Origin of the sequence: Leifsonia sp. 71-9, from assembly GCF_001898805.1 — a bacterium.
Taxonomy (GTDB): Bacteria; Actinomycetota; Actinomycetes; order Actinomycetales; family Microbacteriaceae; genus Leifsonia.
The window spans coordinates 11,861-28,537 of the sequence record NZ_MKVJ01000006.1; the positions used below are offsets into that span (position 1 = coordinate 11,861).

A 16,677-nucleotide genomic window follows, 5' to 3' on the forward strand; every position below is an offset into this window, starting at 1 on the left:
CCGAGGCGCTTGGCGATGAACGCGCCGACGACGCTGGTCATCGTGTCGCCGTGGACGACGATGACGGTGTTGGCCGGCAGGGACGCCTTGAGCCGCTTCCGGTTGCGGCGCAGCCAGCCGGCGACGCTCATCCCCCAGGTCACGACGTCCTTGGTGCCGCGCAGCGGCCGGCCGCGGGCCCCGGTGGCGATGACGATGTCGGGCTCGCCGAGTCCGAGCTGGCCCATGACCTTCACCAGCGCGTCCGTGTGCTGCATGGTGACCCACTGCTGCGTGGCGATGCCGCGATCGCGGAGGCGACGGATCACGGGGGCGATCTTGATCGCTTCCGCCGTCGTTCCGTAGATGAAGACAATCATGTGTGCTGCTCTGGAGCCTTATCGGTCGATTCACGGGCGTGGCCGCCCCGGCGGGATCCGACCAGCCCGACCGGCAGCGGTGAGGACGGCCGGTTGCGGGTTGGCGACTGCGTCCGACGCAAGGCCGTGACCTATTCAACCATGAGCGGGCTGTGTGTTCCCCCGCACCCGCCGGTGAGGTTCGGAGTCATCGGGAATGATACCGTCGGTCGGGACTGTTCTCAGGGGGCCCGTGGTCCGTCCGTCTCGGCCGGCTCCGCCCCCGCCCTCATTCGCATCCGGGAGGAGTGGCCGTGTTCGTTGCGGACGACGCCGACGTATCGGCACAGGCCACCGTCGGCGACGGCACCAAAGTGTGGAACCTGGCGCAGGTCCGCGAGCACGCCACCGTCGGACGGGACTGCATCATCGGCCGCGGCGCCTACATCGGAGCCGGCGCGATCGTCGGCGACGGCTGCAAGATCCAGAACCACGCGCTCGTCTACGAGCCCGCGGTGCTGGAGGACGGTGTCTTCATCGGCCCCGCCGTGGTGCTGACCAACGACACCTACCCGCGCGCGATCAACCCGGACGGCAGCGTGAAGTCCGCCGCCGACTGGGAGCCCGTCGGCGTCACCGTCCGCACCGGTGCCTCCATCGGCGCCCGCGCCGTGTGCATCGCCCCCGTGACGGTCGGCCGCTGGGCGACCGTCGCCGCCGGAGCCGTCGTCACCCGCGACGTCCCGGACTTCGCCCTCGTCGCCGGAGTACCGGCCCGGCGCATCGCCTGGGTCGGCCGAGCGGGCGTCCCCCTGGTCCAAGAGGACGACGAATGGATCTGCCCTCAGACACGAGAAAGGTATCGGGAGGACGGCCAGTCCCTCGAGATCATCGCATGACCGACACTGAATTCATCCCCGCGGCCCGGCCGCTGATCGGCGACGAGGAGCGGGCGGCCGTCGACGCGGTGCTGCGCAGCGGCATGCTCGCCCAGGGCCCCGAAGTCGCCGCCTTCGAGTCCGAGTTCTCGGCGGCCCTCGCCGGGGGCCGCCGGACCGCCGCGGTCAACTCCGGCACCTCCGGTCTGCACCTCGGCCTGCTCGCCGCGGGCATCGGACCGGGCGACGAGGTCATCGTCCCCTCCTTCACCTTCGCCGCGACCGCCAACGCCGTCGCGCTGACCGGCGCGACCCCCGTCTTCGCCGACATCGAGCCGGACGCCTTCAACCTCGACGCCGCCGCCGTCGAGGCGGCGATCGGGCCGCGGACAGCCGGAATCATGCCGGTGCACCTGTACGGCCACCCGGCCGACATGGCCCGGCTGGGCGACGTGGCGGCCGCGCACTCGCTCGCGCTCTTCGAGGACGCCGCCCAGGCCCACGGCGCGACCATCGACGGCCGCCAGGTCGGCACCTTCGGCACGTTCGCGATGTTCAGCCTCTACCCGACGAAGAACATGACCTCCGGCGAGGGCGGCATGGTCGTCTCCGCCGACGAGGCCGTCGATCAGCGCGTGCGCCTGCTGCGCAACCAGGGCATGGCCAAGCAGTACGAGAACGAGATCGCCGGCTTCAACGCACGCATGACCGATCTGCACGCCGCGATCGGCCGGGTGCAGCTGGGCAAGCTGGCCGGCTGGACCGCTGACCGACGCCGCAACGCCGCCCGCTTCGACGCCGACCTCGCCGGCGTGGTCACGCCGCCGGTCGCCGCGGGCGTCGAGCACGTCTACCACCAGTACACGATCCGTATCGCGGAGGACCGCGACGGCTTCGCCCGCGCCCTGCGCGAGGAGCACGGGATCGGGACGGGCGTCTACTACCCGACGCCCGTGCACCGCCTCCCCTCCTTCGGCACCTCCGACGTCCTCCCCGAGACCGAGCGGGCCGCCGCGCAGGCGCTGTCCCTCCCGGTGCACCCGTCTCTCACCGAGCGCGACCTCGACCGCATCGTCGCGGCCGTGAACACCCTGGCGAAGGCGGGCAGCTGATGGCGGTATTGCGGTACGGGGTCATCGGCCTCGGAGTGATGGGACGCAACCACGCGCGCGTGATCCGCGAGATCGAGGGCGCGGAGCTCGTCGGCGTGGTGGACCCCTTCGCCGCCGAGGGCGAGACTCTCGACGTGCCCGTGCACGCCGAACTGGACGCGCTGCTCGAGTCCGGAGTCGACGCCGCGGTCGTCGCCGTGCCGACCACCATGCACGAGGAGGTCGCCCTCCGGCTCGCCGAGGCCGGCGTCCACGCGCTCGTCGAGAAGCCGATCGCCGCGGACGTCGCCGGTGCGCGCCGCATGGCGGACGCCTTCCGGTCGCGCTCGCTCGTCGGAGCGGTGGGCCACATCGAGCGCTTCAACCCCGCGCTGCAGAGCCTGCGGCACCGCCTGGAAGAGGGGGAGCTGGGAGCGGTCTACCAGATCGCCACCCGCCGGCAGGGGCCGTTCCCGGTGCGCATCGCCGACGTCGGCGTGATCAAGGACCTCGCCACGCACGACATCGACCTGACCTCCTGGCTCGCGCAGAGCCCGTATCGCGCGGTCTCGGCGAACACCTCGCGCCGCAGCGGACGCCCCCACGAGGACATGGTGGCGTTCAACGGCCGCCTCGGCGACGGCATCATCACCAATCACCTGGTGAACTGGCTCTCCCCGATGAAGGAGCGCGTCACGGTCGTGACGGGCGAGTTCGGCGCCTTCGTCGCCGACACCCTGAGCGGAGACCTCACTTTCTACGAGAACGGCACCGACGCGACCGAGTGGGACGCGGTCTCCGCGTTCCGCGGCGTCGCGGAGGGGTCCGTCATCCGCTACGCGCTCAAGAAGCGCGAGCCGCTGCGTATCGAGCACGAGGCGTTCCACGACGCGATCGTGGACGGACGCCCCGGCATCGTCACGATGGACGAAGGGCTCGCGACCCTCGCGGTGGCCGAAGCCGTCGTGCAGTCCGCCGCCGACGAGCGGGAGATCATGATCGAGCCGGTCGCCGGCGAAGCACAAGGAGCCCGATGACGGAATCGACGCCCGTCGCCGCACCCGAAACGGTCGCGACGACGCCCGCCCCTCCCGCCTCCGACCGCACCGGCTCCGCCGTGGTCCGGCCGCGCCGCTGGCGCATCGTCGTCGCGGCGCTCATCCCGGTCGCGCTCCTGTTCGCCCTCCTCGCCTGGGCGTTCGCCTCCCCCGTCGGCTCCAGCCCCGACGAGGACTACCACCTGGGCAGCATCTGGTGCGCCCAGGGCGACCGCGCCGGATTCTGCGAGTCCACGGACGACCCCGGGGTCAAGCTGGTCCCCAAGGCCGTGACGATGGCAGCGAAGTGCTACGCGTTCCACCCCGATCGGAGCGGGTCGTGCCCGATCGCCGATTCGCAGCAGCTCACCGAGACCAAGCGCGGGACGTTCAACGACAACGGCTACCCGCCCGTCTTCTACACGACGATGAGCGTGTTCGTCAGCCACGACGTCGCCAGCTCGGTGCTCGCCATGCGCGCGCTGAACGCGCTGCTGTTCGTCGGGCTGCTGACCGCGCTCTACCTGCTGCTCGACCGCGGGCGGCGCGGCATCGTGCTGTGGGGAGGGATGGTCGCGCTCGTCCCGTTCGGCATGTTCATCATCCCGAGCATCAACCCGTCCGGCTGGGCGTCCATCTCGGCCGTCACCCTCTGGCTCGCGCTCCTCGGGTTCTACGAGGCGAGGTCCCGCGGCAGGCTGATCGGTCTCGGCGCGATCGCGCTCGTCGCCACGCTCATGGGCGCGGGGGCGCGATCCGATGCGGCGACGTACTCGGTCCTCGCGATGGTCGTCGTCATGGTCCTCAAGGCCGAGCGGACGAAGCGCTTCTGGCTGCTCTCGCTCTTCACGCTCGCGCTGGCCGTGATCTGCGTCGCGTTCTACCTCTCCGGCAGCCAGGGCGGCGTGATCAACCCCGACACCGCGACACCCCTCTCCCGGCACGCCACCCTCGCCCTGACCGTGGAGAACTTCCTGCAGCTGCCCTCCCTGTGGACCGGCAACTTCGGGCTGTGGGGGCTCGGCTGGCTGGACACGGCGATGCCCGCCGTGGTGTGGATGCCGTCGCTGACGATCGTCGCCGGTGTCGCCTTCCTCGGCCTGCGCTACGGCTCGATGCGCAAGTCCATCGCCGTCGGCCTGGTCGGCCTCGCGCTCGTCGTCGTGCCGCTCTACGTGCTGGTGCACGACCGGGTGCTGGTCGGCACCGGCGTCCAGCCGCGCTACCTGTACCCGCTCGTGCTGCTCTTCGTCGGGGTGTGCCTGTGGGGGGTGAACAGGCTGGGGCTCGGGATGTCCGGCCTGCAGCTGATCGTCGTCGTGGGCGGCCTCTGGTTCGCGAACCACATCGCGCTCTCCACCAACCTCCGGCGCTACGTGACCGGCACGAACGCGCGCGGTCTCAACCTCGACGCGGGCGTCGACTGGTGGTGGCACCTCCCGTTCGGACCCATCTGGGTGTGGGTGATCGGGTCCATCGCCTTCTTCGTCGCTCTGGCCGCTGCGGCGGCGATCTCCTGGCCGCGGGGCACGTTCGGGTGGCGCGGACGACGCGCGGCCCTGGTGGCGAGCTGACCGGCCACCCGGGCCGCCGTGCGAAGATAGGTGCGACCGCGCCCGGCGGTCCGCCCCATCGACGAGAGCCATCCGCGACGTGACGATCGACATCATGATGCCGTTCTACGGCGACCCCGCCCAGCTGCGCGTGGCCGTCGGGAGCGTCCTCGCGCAGACGGACCCCGACTGGCGGCTGGTCGTCATCGACGACCAGTACCCCGACCCCGAGCCGGGCGAATGGGTGCGCAGCCTGGACGACCCGCGGGTGCACTACCTCCTCAACGAGCGCAACCTGGGCGTCAGCGGCAACTTCTCCCGCTCGCTCGAACTCGTGGAGAACGAGCACTTCGTGCTGATGGGCTGCGATGACGCGCTCGAGCCCGGCTACGTGGCGACCATGGTCGCCGCCATCGAGCGCTTCCCGGGAACCTCCTACTTCCAGCCGGAGGTCCGAGTCATCTCCGACCAGGGCGAGCCCGTCCTCCCGTTGACGGACCGGGTCAAGCGCTGGTCGCGGCCGTCGCGATCCCGGCCCGTCCTGCTGCGGGGCGAGAAGCTGGCGGTCAGCCTCCTCCGCGGCAACTGGACGTACTTCCCGTCGATCTGCTGGCGTACCGACGCCGTCCGCCGCGCGGGCGGATTCGACGCGCACTACGAGATCGTCCTCGACCTCGCCCTGCAGCTCACCATCATCCGCGAGGGGGGCTCGCTCGCACTGCTGCCGGACCTGGAGTTCCGCTACCGCCGTCACGAGGCGAGCGTCTCGTCGTCCGCCGCCCGCTACGGCGGCCGCTTCGACGAGGAGCGGGAGTTCTTCCACGACGTCGCCCGCCGGCTCGACGAGATGGGCTGGCACCGCGCGGCCCGGGCGGCGCGCCGCCACGTCACCAGCCGCCTCAACGCCCTGACCAAGCTCCCCGGTGCCGTGCGCAGCGGGGACGGCGACGGCCGCAGCACACTTCTCCGCCATGTCTTCACGAACCGCACGCGCTGACGTGTCCCGATCCGAGTCGTCTAGTATCCTGAACGCCATGTCGCCCACCCTCGAACGCACGCTCATCGTCATGCCCGCGTTCAACGAGGAGGCCTCTGTGGCCGCGGTCGTGGCCGAGGTGCGCGGCAAGCTGCCCGGTGTCTCCTGCCTCGTCGTGGACGACGGCTCGACCGACCGGACCTCCGCGGAGGCGACCGCCGCGGGCGCGCGCGTCGCCCGCCTGCCCTTCAACATGGGCGTCGGCGGCGCCATGCGTCTCGGCTTCCAGTACGCGATGGACAACGACTTCGACGTCGTCGTGCAGCTCGACGCGGACGGCCAGCACGACCCGGCGAGCGTCCCCGCGCTGGTGGCGGCCCTCGCCGAGGCCGACATCGCCATCGGAGCCCGCTTCTCCGGCGAGGGCGAGTACTCCGTCCGCGGACCCCGGCGCTGGGCGATGAAGCTGCTCTCGTCCGTGCTCAGCCGCATCGTCGGCACGAAGCTCCGGGACACGACGAGCGGCTTCAAGGCGAACGGCCCCCGCGCCGTCGAGCTCTTCGCCCACGCCTTCCCCGCCGAGTACCTGGGCGACACCGTCGAGGCACTCGTGATCGCCGCACGCGCGAACCTCCGCGTCGCCCAGGTCCCGGTGTCGATGCGGCCCCGTTCGGCCGGCACCCCCAGCCACAACCCGATCAAGTCGGCGGTCTACCTCGCGCGCGCGTTCCTCGCGCTGGTGGTCGCCGTGATCCGCCCCCGCGCGGCCGTCAAGGAGACCTCGACCGCCTGATGTCCGTCACCTCTTACATCTTCGGCATCCTCGCCGCCCTCCTCACGCTGGCCGTGGTCGTGGAGATGCTCCGCCGCGGCCGCATGCGCGAACGGCACGCGATCTGGTGGCTCATCGCCGGCCTCCTGGCGCTCGTCGTCGGGATCTTCCCCGGCATCCTCGACTGGGCGGCGGCGCTCGTCGGCGTGGGCCTCCCCGTCAACCTCGTGTTCTTCGTGAGCATCGCGGTCCTCTTCCTCGTCTGCATCCAGCACAGCTCGGAGCTGACCACCCTCGAGAGCAAGACGCGGACGCTCGCGGAGCGCAGCACGCTCCAGCAGATGCAGATCGACGAGCTCCGGGCCGAGATCGCCGCCCTCACCGAGAAACGGGAGTGACCCCGATGGACGCTGCCGCCACGAGCCCGACGACGCGCCCGCGGCCGTTCTGGCGAGCCGTCCTCGTCGTCTGGGCGCTCCTCTCCGCCCTGTCCGCCGTCTGGGCGCTGGCGACCCCGATCTCCGCCTCCCCCGACGAGCCGGCGCACATCGTCCGAGCGGCGAGCGTGGCGCGCGGCCAGTTCGTCGGACACCCCTCCCCCGACGGGCACGTCGTGACGGTGCCGGAGTACGTCGCGCAGACCCAGCGGACGACGTGCTTCGCCTTCCACCCGAAGGTCACCGCGAACTGCCCGATCTCCCCGCCGGCCGACCCGGGCGCGCTCACCACGTCGACCACCACAGCCGGCCTCTACAACCCGCTGTACTACGTGGCAGTCGGCTGGCCCACCCTCCTCTTCCACGACGACGCGGGCATCTACGCCATGCGGATCGTCAGCGCCATCCTGGCGTCCCTGTTCGCGGCGCTCGCGTTCGGGATGCTCTGGCAGCTGCCGCGCCGCCGCCTCCCCGTCCTCGGATTCGCGGTCGCGGTCACGCCGATGGCCCTGTTCCTCAACGCGTCCGTGAATCCCAACGGCGTGGAGGCGACGGCCACCCTCGCGGTGTTCGCCGGGGTGCTCGCGGTCGTCATGGACCGGAACCCGTCGCTCCTCTGGAGACGCGGCGTGATCGTGGGCGTGTCCGGTGCCGTCGCGGTCAACGCCCGCGGCCTCTCGCCGGTCTGGGTGCTCCTGGCCGCGCTGCTGCCGTTCGCGCTGCTGGGGGCGAAGGAATTCGGCGCCCTGCTCCGCCGCCCCGCCGTCCTGACCGCCATCGGGGTGATCCTCCTGGGCACGGTCGCGGCCCTCGGCTGGACGCTCGGCAGCAACTCGCTGCTGAACGCCGTCGACAACCCGGATCAGACGCCGCAGCACTTCGACGGCGTCGGCACCAATCCCGCCAGCGGCTTCTTCATCACGATCGCCCGCACCGTGGAGTTCTCGCACGGCCTGATCGGGCTCTTCGGCTGGCTCGACACCCCCGCACCGCCCGAGGTCTTCTTCGTCTGGACGGCCGTCATCGGCGTCCTGCTGTTCGCGGCGTTCACGCTCCTCCGGTCGCGCGCCCTCCTGCTCGCCGTGCTCCTGCTCGCGGCGTTCCTGCTGATGCCGCCCCTCATCCAGGGTCTCTACATCACCGGCGGCGGGATGATCTGGCAGGGCCGCTACAACCTGCCGCTCTTCCTGTGCCTGATCGTCGGGCTGGCCGCCCTGATCGGCGATCGGGTCGCCGTGCCCGTCGCGTCGACGGCGTGGCGTCGGTTCAGCTGGATCGCCGTGATCTCCCTGGCGGCGGCGCAGTTCTACGCCTTCGAGAACACCCTCCGCCGCTACACGGTCGGCGACGGCGGCTCGCTCAAGCAGTTCCTCGTAGGCGACTCGCCGTGGGCCCCGCCGGGCGGCTCGCTGACGCTGCTGGTGCTCTTCGCGGCTCTGTGCGCCGCGGGGGCCTGGCTCACGCTGCGCGTGGCGTCAGCGCGGCCGGAGCGCAGCAGTGAACCGCTGCCGGTCACGCAGGCTGCAGCAGGTCTCGGATGATGTCGAGCCGGCCCCGGCTGGCGTAACGCCCGTAGCCGCCGCCCGCGATCAGCCGGAGCGTCGGGACGAACCGGCGCACGCGCGACGACGGGAGGTCGGCCCTGGTCTGCTCGAACGCCGCCTTCGCGCGCGCAGCCTCGACGTAGCCCTCGCGGACGTCATCCGCGGCGGCCAGGCGGTCGGCCAGCAGGCGCGAGCGGACGGCGAGCGTCCGGTTGCGGTCGCCTCGGCGACCGAGGACGCGCGCGAGCTTGTGACGCAGGGTCGGGTCGCCCGCACCGATCTGGTTCGCGTCATGGCGGCGGTAGCGCGTCAGCGGGCGCTCGGTGAGGTCGAGCCGCTCCCGCGCCGCGGCCTGGACGGCGAGCCACTCGTCGTGCACCCACTCCGCGGGGAAGGGACGCGCGATGTCGAACAGGTCGCGGCGGAGCGCGGCGGTCGCCCCCGTCGCCAGATTGCGGCGGAGGAAGACCGGGAAGGCGGCGCCGGAGTGCACCTGCGCCCGCTCCTCGTCCGAGACCTCCAGAGCGCCGAACAGCGTGCCGCCGGCCGGCGCGCCCGTATCGTCGATCAGGACGGCGTCGGAGTGGAGGAACAGCAGTCCGGGCCGCGCGGCGAAGCCGGCGGCCAGCCGCTCGAGCTTGTCCGTCTCCCACTCGTCGTCCTGATCGCTCAGCACGATCAGGTCCTCCGTGCACGCGGCGAGGGCCGACTCGAAGTTCGCCGTCACGCCCAGCGGCTCGGCGTTGCGCAGCACCACGACCTCCGGAACGGGAGCGCCGGCCCGCCGTGCGGCGTCCAGCTCCTCCTCGATCGCGGCCACAGTGCCGTCGGCCGACGCGTCGTCCGAGACGACCAGCTGGTCCGCGCCGAGCGTCTGCGACAGGATGCTCGCGAGCTGACGGCGCACGTAGCGCTCACCGTTGTGGGTGCACAGCGCGACCGAGATGCCCATGTCAGCGCCGCCCGAGGCGGCTCCTCACCTTCTTGACGACCACGGTGGGGCCGCCGTTGCGCAGGTAATGGAAGAACAGGCCCACGTCGTGACGGACGCCGTGCTTCTTGCGGCGCGTGGTCGTGCGCTTCACCGTGGTCCCCGTGCCGACGACCCCACGGGCGACGAGGTCGGCGGCGTGACGCGGCTCGGCCACGAACCCGGTGAGCGGCTCCAGCACGGCGCTCCAGAAGTATCGCTGGCGCACCTTCTGCACGTTGCGCCGCGCGGCTTTGGCGAACGCGTCGTCGTAGAGCACGGACTCGAGTCCCGCGACGAGGGCGTCGACGTCGCCCGAGGGCACGACGACGCCGAGCTTCTCCTCGGCGACGAGCTGGGCGAAGTGGTCGCCCTCCGTCACCACCATCGGCAGTCCGGCCCACAGGTAGTCCAGGATGCGCGTGCGGAACGAGAAGGTCGTCTCGACGTGGGCGAAGTGCGTGCTCACGCCGGCGTCGGCCTCCGTCAGATAGTTCTGGCGGTCGGCGTAGTCCACCCACGAGTCGTTGAAGAACACCGAGCGGTCGAGCACACCCAGCTCCCGCGCCAGGGCGCGCGACTCGGCGACGATCGCCATCTCGGGCACGCCTGGGTGGGGGTGCTTCGTCCCCTGGAAGAACAGGCGCACGTCGTCGTGGGTCTCCGAGAGCTTCGCGACGGCACGGATGAGCGAACGGGGGTCGAACCAGTTGTAGAGGCCGCCGCTCCACAGCAGCACCTTGTCGTCCGCGCCGATCCCGGGCAGGACGCCCTTCAGGACGTCGCGCTCGTGCACCGGCGGCTCCTCGGACAGCCCGAAGGGGACGACGGTGATGAGCCGGTCGAGGTCGGGGTCGTCGGCGTAGTTGGCCGGGTTGATGCGGCCGAGGGCGGCGAGCTGGCCGAGGTAGAAGTGACGCTGGCGCTCGGAGGCGCAGAGGAAGAAGTCGCCGCGCTCGAGCTGCTCGTTGAGCACCTCCGTCGCGTCGAGGACCTGCTTGTCCCACTGGGCGGCGCCGAGCTCCTTGCCCTGCTCGAGCTGCTCGAGGTGCATGGGGTCGTAGATGTCGGCGACGATGATCTTGTCCGAGGTGCGGAGGCTGTCGAACAGCGCCATCGCGAGGCCCTGGAAGATGATCACGTCGGTCGACTGCTCGAGCTTGCGCATGGCCCGGTCGTCGCCCGGTCGCACGTGGGCCAGCTCGAACGGGGCCGAAAGCGGCTCGATGCCCGCGAGCGAGACGAGCGTCACGAGGTTGTCCTTCGACAGCGCCTCCGCCATGCTCCACGCGCGGATCGCCGGGCCCGCCATCTTGGCGCCGATCGGGTCGCCGGTCACGATCAGCACGCGCGTGACGTCGGGCGACTCGGTGACGGGGAAGGCGGTGGCGAGCTTGTCGTAGCCCTCGAGGTAGTGCTCGTCGGTGTAGGACGGCGCGTCCGTCTCGCCGAAGAGCGACCAGATCCGGCTGTCGGACACGACGCGGGACGACTGGACGGCGTCGCGCGCGGCGACGAGGCCGGGCAGGTTCTCGACGAACTGGTCGATCGCGTAGACGGCGGCCACCGTCTCCTTCGAGACCTCCATCGTCGGGTCGTTGGAAGCGCCCTTGCGCAGATCGAACTCGGTGGAGTCGAGCCCGCCCTTCGCGACGCCGCGCCGGACGGTCAACGCCAGCGTGGCGGGCAGGGCGTTGGCGAGCGCCTCGTCCCCGAGGTTCTTGTACTGGGTGAAGAGCGCGTTGCGCTCCAGCAGATAGGTCTCCTTGAAGGCGCCGAACGACGACATCGAGGCGTGGTGCTTGTGGAACGCGAGCGAGTCGGGCTCGTAGACGAAGCGGTGGCCCAGGAGGTTGAGGCGCCAGCCGAGGTCGACGTCCTCGAAGAACATGAAGTAGCGCTCGTCGAACCCGCCGAGCTGGTCGTACACGCTGCGACGGACGAACATCGCCGACCCGGTGCCGAAGAGCACGTCCTTGACGCGATCGGGCGTCGACGGCACGGGCTGCGCGGTGAGCGGCTTGTACCCCTGACCGAACCAGGTCATGGCCGAGCCGATGTAGTCGACCTTCTCGCCGTCCCAGTCGAGCACGCGGCTCGCGACGGCGCCGACCCTGGCGCTCGACTCGAACTGCTTCACGGCCGCACGGACCCAGCCGGCGTCCGGCTTGGCGTCGTTGTTGAGGAAGGCGACGTACTCACCGCTCGACGCGGCGACGCCGAGGTTGCATCCCCCGGCGAAGCCGAGGTTCTCGGACGACTCGACCAGCCGCACGTGCGGCGCCTCCCGGCGGATCCGCTCGGCGCTGTCGTCACCGGAGGCGTTCTCGACGATGACGATCTCCAGCCGCTCGGCCGGCCAGTCGATGCGGCCGAGCTGCTCGACGGCGGTCAGCGTGTCGTCGGTTCCGCGGAAGTTGACGAGGACGACGGAGACGACTCCGGGGCGCGGTGCGGGCATGGGGTCCTTTCGCTTGCTGCGGCCGTCAGCCTACCAAGGTGAGCCGTCAGAGCGCCGGGAGCCGGCTCTCCGGCGCGAGCAGACGCGGGAGCGCCCGCCAGATCCCGACGACGGCGAGCACGCACACCGCCACGAACAGCACCAGGAGCGCGATGGTGCCGCCCGGCGGCTGCCAGCCGGGGTCGTTGAGAAGGGCCACGTAGCTGCCGGAGCCGGTCGCGTACCGCAGCAGCGTGTAGAAGAACGAGAGGAACTGGGCGATGGCCACCAGGACGATCGAGACCCGCAGCACGGAGACCACGTTGCGGGTGAGCCCCAGCGGGAAGCGGCGGTCGAGCGCGAGCCCCAGGAAGATGGTGGTCATCAGGAGCACGGCGAGCATGTACCGCCCCTGCCACACCCAGCCCACCTGGCGGAACAGGATGAGCTGCGTCACGACGGGCACGACGAAGAGCGCGAGCCCGAAGCCCATCGCCACGTACCGCTCCCGCCCCCGACCGAGCACGAAGCCGCCGACGACGAGCGCGCCGAGACCGGTGACGATGATCGAGAACACCGCCTCCGGCGCGACGACGTCGAGCCACCCGAAACTGCCGATCATCTCGCGCCAGTAGCCGAACGTCCGCTCCACCATGGTCTGGAAGACCGTCCACCGGCTCCCCGGCACCGGGTGCTCCAGCGCGTGGACCTGCGTCCCCGGCTGGGTGAACCAGAAGAGGGCGAAGGCCCCGACGACCGCGGTGAGCCCGACGACGACCCAGGTCGAGACCCGGCGCAGGATGGCCCGCCAGTCTTCGCGCCCCATCATCACGACGGTCACGACGGCCGCGAACACCAGCCAGAGCAGTCCGAGGCTCCGGCCGCCCGTCACGAGCGCGGCGGAGGCGACGGTGAGGGCTCCCGCCGTCCAGAGCACCCATCCCGTCGGCCGCTGCTTCGCGAGGGTGAGGAGACCGACGACGAGAGCACCCGCGGAGGTCATCTCCACGACGTTGGGGTTGACCCCGCCGCCGAGGAACAGGGCGGTCGGGGTGATGGCCAGGACGGGCGCGAGCAGCGCCCAGCGCGAGCCCGGCCAGGTGCGCAGGAGCGCTGCGGTGAGGGCGAGCAGGGCGGCGGCGATGGCGCCCGAGAGGATGCGCATGGAATAGAGGGCGACGTCGCCCGACGACACGAGGGTCGGCAGACCGACGATGAGGTAATACACCGGGCTGTTCGACCCGGCACTGGACGGCAGCGTCGTCAGCGCGTCCGGGTCCGCGACGTCGGGAGCCTTCTCGCACGCGGCCGTCACCGTCGGCTTGCCGACGAAGCAGGTGAAGCCGCCGGGGCGCGTGATGTAGTCGGGGACGTCGTAGCCCTCCGGGCCCTCGACGATCTGTCCCCGCACCGCTGCGGCCGCACGCACGATGTGGGACCCCTCGTCCGGGATGGAGTACAGCGGCGAGGCGAGCGACCACAGAGTGGTCAGCGCCACGACTGCGCCGAACACCGCCCCGAAGAATCCGAGCGGAAATCTCGGTGTCGTCCGTGCCATGGTGCAGAGCCCTCCCGGTGGAACGAAAACAGCTTCCAGCCTAACAAGCCGCCCGGCGCGCGTACGGACGGCTCACGGCGCGATCCAGGTCGGCGCCTCCGTGGGGATCGCGTTTGTCTCGGGGTCGCAGAGGAAGTCGTAGATCCCGTCGAGCGCGGCATCCCAGTCCGAGTGGGCGCGGTCGATGGTCTCGACGCCCGCCGTGGCGATCCGGCGACGCAGCTGCTCGTCCCGGATCAGCTCGTCGATGCCGGCCACGACCTCCTCGACGGTCATCATGGTGGTCCTGGCGTTCTCCCCGCCCGCGAACAGCCAGCGGAACCAGGGCGAGTCCGGGACGACCATCGCGACACCGCTCGCCATGAGCTCGACCGGGAGGTACGAGGGATGCCGCGAGATCTGCATCGTCACCCCGATGTCGGTCCCGCGGTAGAGGCGCCCGGTCGCCCGGTAGTCCAGCAGCCCCAGGTCGATGAAGTCGGCGCTCGGCGGGAGGTACTTCGCGCCGGCCGCGACGATGCGCACGCCGTCGCCGTGGCGGCGCTTGATCTCGCTGAGCGCCGCGAACACCAGCTCCCAGCAGTTGCGGAAGTGGTCGCGCGCGTACGCGAAGATCGTCACCGGATCGCCGGGAGCCCGTTCTTCGCGGCCCTCCGGATGGAAGATGCCGCGGTCGGCTGCTGGCGTGAAGTACGTCGCCGTCCCCTCGTAGCCGCCCGCGTAGATGTCGTGCATGCTCCGGGTGTTGCAGATCCCGTAGAGGCCGAGCCGGTAGGTCTGCTCCGTCATCGCGAACATGGTGCTGGCCGGGTAGAACGAGGGCTCGTAGTCCTGGACGAGATAGAACTTGCGCGTGTCCCCGGGAAGCTTGGCGACATCCCGCGCCGTGAGCCAGAAGGTGGCGATGGCGGCGTCGGCGGGCGGGATGGCGGCGAGGCCCTCGTCGGTGCCGTAGTAGTTGTGCACCTCGGAGTCCGCGAGGGAGGGGAAGGCCGCCGCGATCGCGGACGCGTAGAACTCGTCGTTCGGGTGCCCGTTGACGAAGAACCGGTTGGCGACGCCGTGCTCGCGGTGGAGCTTGTCCGCGATGCGCAGCGCCGTGTTGACGCCGCCGAAGAACGGCAGATCGAATCCGGGCAGCAGCCAGTTGACGGTCCGCACCTCCCGCCGGCCCGCGATGGAGGCGTGCGTCTCGCGGACGGTCGCCACCTCCGCGGCCGAGATCGAGGCGATCGGCAGCAGCGCGGTCGCGTCCTCGGAGATCGTGGAGCGCTGCGCGTCGGAGACGAACGGCCGGCCGAGCCCGGCGAGCGCCAGCTCCAGCGGGCTCGGGTCGTCGGCGGCGGCGAACCGGGGCACGGCGGAGAGCCGCGAGACGTTCGGGGAGATGTACGGGTCTCCCCCGACGATCCACGGGTGGTAGCGCCAGTAGCTGGCGAAGGAGTCGGCCCGCGGGGCGTGGGCACCGCGCGTGAGCGACTCGAAGTGCCGCACCGCGTCGAAGGGGATGACCGCGTTGCGCCGGCCGCGGATGACCTGGTCGAGGCCGAGCACCACGTCGCTGCCGGTGAGCTGGAACCGCTCGTCGAAGCCGCCGACCTCCTCGAAATGCGTGCGCCGGATCGCGACGCAGGCCGCGGTGACGGCGAGGCTGTCGCGATACCAGGCCACCGGACCCATCAGGGAGTCCTCGTCCGGGCGCATGCCGGCGAAGAGGTTCGCCGCGAAGCCGCCCGGCCCGATCATGACGCCGCCGTGCTGCACCCGCCCGTCGGCGGTGCGGTGCTGGTAGCCGACGGTGCCGATCCCGTCGCGCGAGAGCAGGCCGACCATCTCGCGCAGCCAGCCCGGGTCGACGATCTCGGTGTCGTCGTTGAGGAAGACGAGGACGTCGCCCTGCGTCGACCGCGCGGTCACGGTGTTCACGCGCGAGTAGTTGAACGGGTCCTCCGTCCACCACACGTGGCGGAACGGCAGCCCGCTGCCGATCGCGGCGTACCAGTCGTCGTTCTCGGCCGACTCGCCTCCGTTGTCGACGACCGTCACATCGAAGGCCGGGTAGTCGGTCGTCGCCAGGCTCGGGAGCAGGCGCTCGAGGTTCGCCCGCGAGTGGCGGGTCGGGATCACGATCGACACGCTCGGCCACTCGGCCGGCTGGAAGCGCACGCGCACCACGCCGTCCACGACCTCGGCCTCGGCCCGCTCGCCCCGGGCGCTCAGCACAGCGGCGACCATCGCCGCGTCGGCCGCCCGCACCGGCGGGGTCGAGCCCTCGGGCTCCGAGAGCAGCACGTGCGGGATGAGATCGACCGTCTCGTCCCCGAACTCGCCCGCCAGCAGCAGCCTCCACACGCCGTGATCGTCGACGGCGGCCGACGGCACGTCCCTCGCCAGGTCGACCCGGATCGCGAAAGCACGGCCGAGGTAGTTGGCGCCCAGCATCATCTCCGGCGACCACTCCGGGCGGAAGCGCGGGGCGGTCCTGCCGCCCTCCGCGTCGAGCGTGTCGGAGTCGAAGGCCACGACCCGCAGCACGGGGTCCACCCGGTACTGCTTGGCGATCTGCTCCAGCGCGAGCGGCCGGAGCACCGATCCGGCGCGCAGGAACAGCACGAAGTCCTCGGCCGCGCCCGCCAGCACGTCGCGCATCGGCGTACCCGACGGAACGGTCAGCACGCGCGCCGAAGCACCGCCCTGATCCTCGACGCTGGCGATGGTGACGCGCTCGCGCTCGCGGGCGGCGTCGTCGGGGTCTCCGGCCGTCTCGATCACGACGACGAACGCGGCGTCCACGCTCGTGGGGAGCGGCTCGAGCGGCGGCTGCTCGGCCAGCCACTCGGCGTAGTCGGCGAGGCCGGGCCCCTCGCGCACGGGTTCCGGTTCGGGGGTCCGCGGCCAGACGCCGTCGCGGAAGGTGCGGGCGGCGTCTTTGCCGGCTCGCAGAGTCTTTCCGGCCGCCGTCTCGGGAGCGAGGACCTTGCGCACTGCGCGCTGGGCGTCGTCCATCCAGGAAGTCATCCGGATCAGTGTAGCCGCGGGCGCCTCCGCGCCGCCCGTAGACTGGACCTTCTGGAGGCGCGTGT

General features: G+C 71.3%; 12 protein-coding genes and 1 pseudogene. 8 read left to right on the forward strand and 5 right to left on the reverse strand.

Annotation, left to right across the window (positions count from 1 at the left end; translation table 11 throughout):
• Positions 1 to 359: pseudogene (locus BGO91_RS04240) on the reverse strand (hypothetical protein); the annotation flags it as partial.
• Between the two features lie 293 nt (positions 360 to 652).
• On the opposite strand from BGO91_RS04240, the gene BGO91_RS04245 reads away from it, so the two are divergent.
• The 8 genes from BGO91_RS04245 (at position 653) to BGO91_RS04280 (ending at position 8,623) form a co-directional block, all read left to right on the forward strand.
• Positions 653 to 1,237, forward strand: a complete 585-nt coding sequence (locus tag BGO91_RS04245; protein ID WP_290471629.1) for an acyltransferase — start codon at positions 653 to 655, stop codon at positions 1,235 to 1,237.
• Complete coding sequence (locus tag BGO91_RS04250; RefSeq protein ID WP_290471630.1) at positions 1,234 to 2,328, forward strand: DegT/DnrJ/EryC1/StrS aminotransferase family protein; 1,095 nt, start codon at positions 1,234 to 1,236, stop codon at positions 2,326 to 2,328. Before BGO91_RS04245 ends, BGO91_RS04250 begins: the two co-directional genes overlap by 4 nt.
• The gene (locus BGO91_RS04255) at positions 2,328 to 3,344 is read left to right on the forward strand and encodes a Gfo/Idh/MocA family oxidoreductase (protein ID WP_290471631.1); all 1,017 of its coding nucleotides are present in this window, start codon (positions 2,328 to 2,330) and stop codon (positions 3,342 to 3,344) included. The genes BGO91_RS04250 and BGO91_RS04255 overlap by 1 nt, the downstream gene beginning before the upstream one ends.
• Complete coding sequence (locus tag BGO91_RS04260; RefSeq protein WP_290471632.1) at positions 3,341 to 4,918, forward strand: DUF2142 domain-containing protein; 1,578 nt, start codon at positions 3,341 to 3,343, stop codon at positions 4,916 to 4,918. Before BGO91_RS04255 ends, BGO91_RS04260 begins: the two co-directional genes overlap by 4 nt.
• Positions 4,919 to 4,997: 79 nt before the next feature.
• The gene (locus BGO91_RS04265) at positions 4,998 to 5,894 is read left to right on the forward strand and encodes a glycosyltransferase (RefSeq protein WP_290471633.1); all 897 of its coding nucleotides are present in this window, start codon (positions 4,998 to 5,000) and stop codon (positions 5,892 to 5,894) included.
• A gap of 37 nt (positions 5,895 to 5,931) precedes the next feature.
• A complete protein-coding gene (locus BGO91_RS04270) occupies positions 5,932 to 6,666 on the forward strand; it encodes a glycosyltransferase family 2 protein (RefSeq protein WP_290471634.1) in 735 nt (244 codons plus the stop codon).
• A complete protein-coding gene (locus BGO91_RS04275; RefSeq protein WP_290471635.1) occupies positions 6,666 to 7,043 on the forward strand; it encodes a DUF2304 family protein in 378 nt (125 codons plus the stop codon). The genes BGO91_RS04270 and BGO91_RS04275 overlap by 1 nt, the downstream gene beginning before the upstream one ends.
• A gap of 5 nt (positions 7,044 to 7,048) precedes the next feature.
• A complete protein-coding gene (locus BGO91_RS04280; RefSeq protein ID WP_290471688.1) occupies positions 7,049 to 8,623 on the forward strand; it encodes a DUF2142 domain-containing protein in 1,575 nt (524 codons plus the stop codon).
• Here the strand turns inward: BGO91_RS04280 and BGO91_RS04285 are convergent.
• From BGO91_RS04285 to BGO91_RS04300, 4 genes are all read right to left on the reverse strand, one after another.
• Positions 8,595 to 9,578 (reverse strand): glycosyltransferase, encoded by a 984-nt coding sequence (locus tag BGO91_RS04285; protein ID WP_290471636.1) that lies wholly within the window; start codon positions 9,576 to 9,578, stop codon positions 8,595 to 8,597. The two genes, BGO91_RS04280 and BGO91_RS04285, sit on opposite strands and share 29 nt — an antisense overlap.
• 1 nt (position 9,579) lies before the next feature.
• Positions 9,580 to 12,057 carry a glycosyltransferase gene (locus BGO91_RS04290; protein ID WP_290471637.1) on the reverse strand — a complete coding sequence of 826 codons (2,478 nt, stop codon included), beginning with the start codon at positions 12,055 to 12,057 and terminating at the stop codon, positions 9,580 to 9,582.
• A gap of 46 nt (positions 12,058 to 12,103) precedes the next feature.
• Entirely contained in the window at positions 12,104 to 13,594 is a 1,491-nt protein-coding gene (locus BGO91_RS04295; protein ID WP_290471638.1) for a DUF2142 domain-containing protein, read from the reverse strand.
• Between the two features lie 72 nt (positions 13,595 to 13,666).
• Complete coding sequence (locus tag BGO91_RS04300; RefSeq protein WP_290471639.1) at positions 13,667 to 16,612, reverse strand: glycosyltransferase; 2,946 nt, start codon at positions 16,610 to 16,612, stop codon at positions 13,667 to 13,669.
• Between the last annotated feature and the right edge of the window lie 65 nt (positions 16,613 to 16,677).

Excerpts from the sequence above, each read along its gene's own strand:
- BGO91_RS04250 (WP_290471630.1), top strand. The coding sequence starts at position 1,234 with ATGACCGACACTGAATTCATCCCCGCGGCCCGGCCGCTGATCGGCGAC.
- BGO91_RS04255 (WP_290471631.1), top strand. The coding sequence starts at position 2,328 with ATGGCGGTATTGCGGTACGGGGTCATCGGCCTCGGAGTGATGGGACGC.
- BGO91_RS04260 (WP_290471632.1), top strand. The coding sequence starts at position 3,341 with ATGACGGAATCGACGCCCGTCGCCGCACCCGAAACGGTCGCGACGACG.
- BGO91_RS04270 (WP_290471634.1), top strand. The coding sequence starts at position 5,932 with ATGTCGCCCACCCTCGAACGCACGCTCATCGTCATGCCCGCGTTCAAC.
- BGO91_RS04275 (WP_290471635.1), top strand. The coding sequence starts at position 6,666 with ATGTCCGTCACCTCTTACATCTTCGGCATCCTCGCCGCCCTCCTCACG.
- BGO91_RS04280 (WP_290471688.1), top strand. The coding sequence starts at position 7,049 with ATGGACGCTGCCGCCACGAGCCCGACGACGCGCCCGCGGCCGTTCTGG.
- BGO91_RS04285 (WP_290471636.1), bottom strand. The coding sequence starts at position 9,578 with ATGGGCATCTCGGTCGCGCTGTGCACCCACAACGGTGAGCGCTACGTG.
- BGO91_RS04290 (WP_290471637.1), bottom strand. The coding sequence starts at position 12,057 with ATGCCCGCACCGCGCCCCGGAGTCGTCTCCGTCGTCCTCGTCAACTTC.
- BGO91_RS04295 (WP_290471638.1), bottom strand. The coding sequence starts at position 13,594 with ATGGCACGGACGACACCGAGATTTCCGCTCGGATTCTTCGGGGCGGTG.
- BGO91_RS04300 (WP_290471639.1), bottom strand. The coding sequence starts at position 16,612 with ATGACTTCCTGGATGGACGACGCCCAGCGCGCAGTGCGCAAGGTCCTC.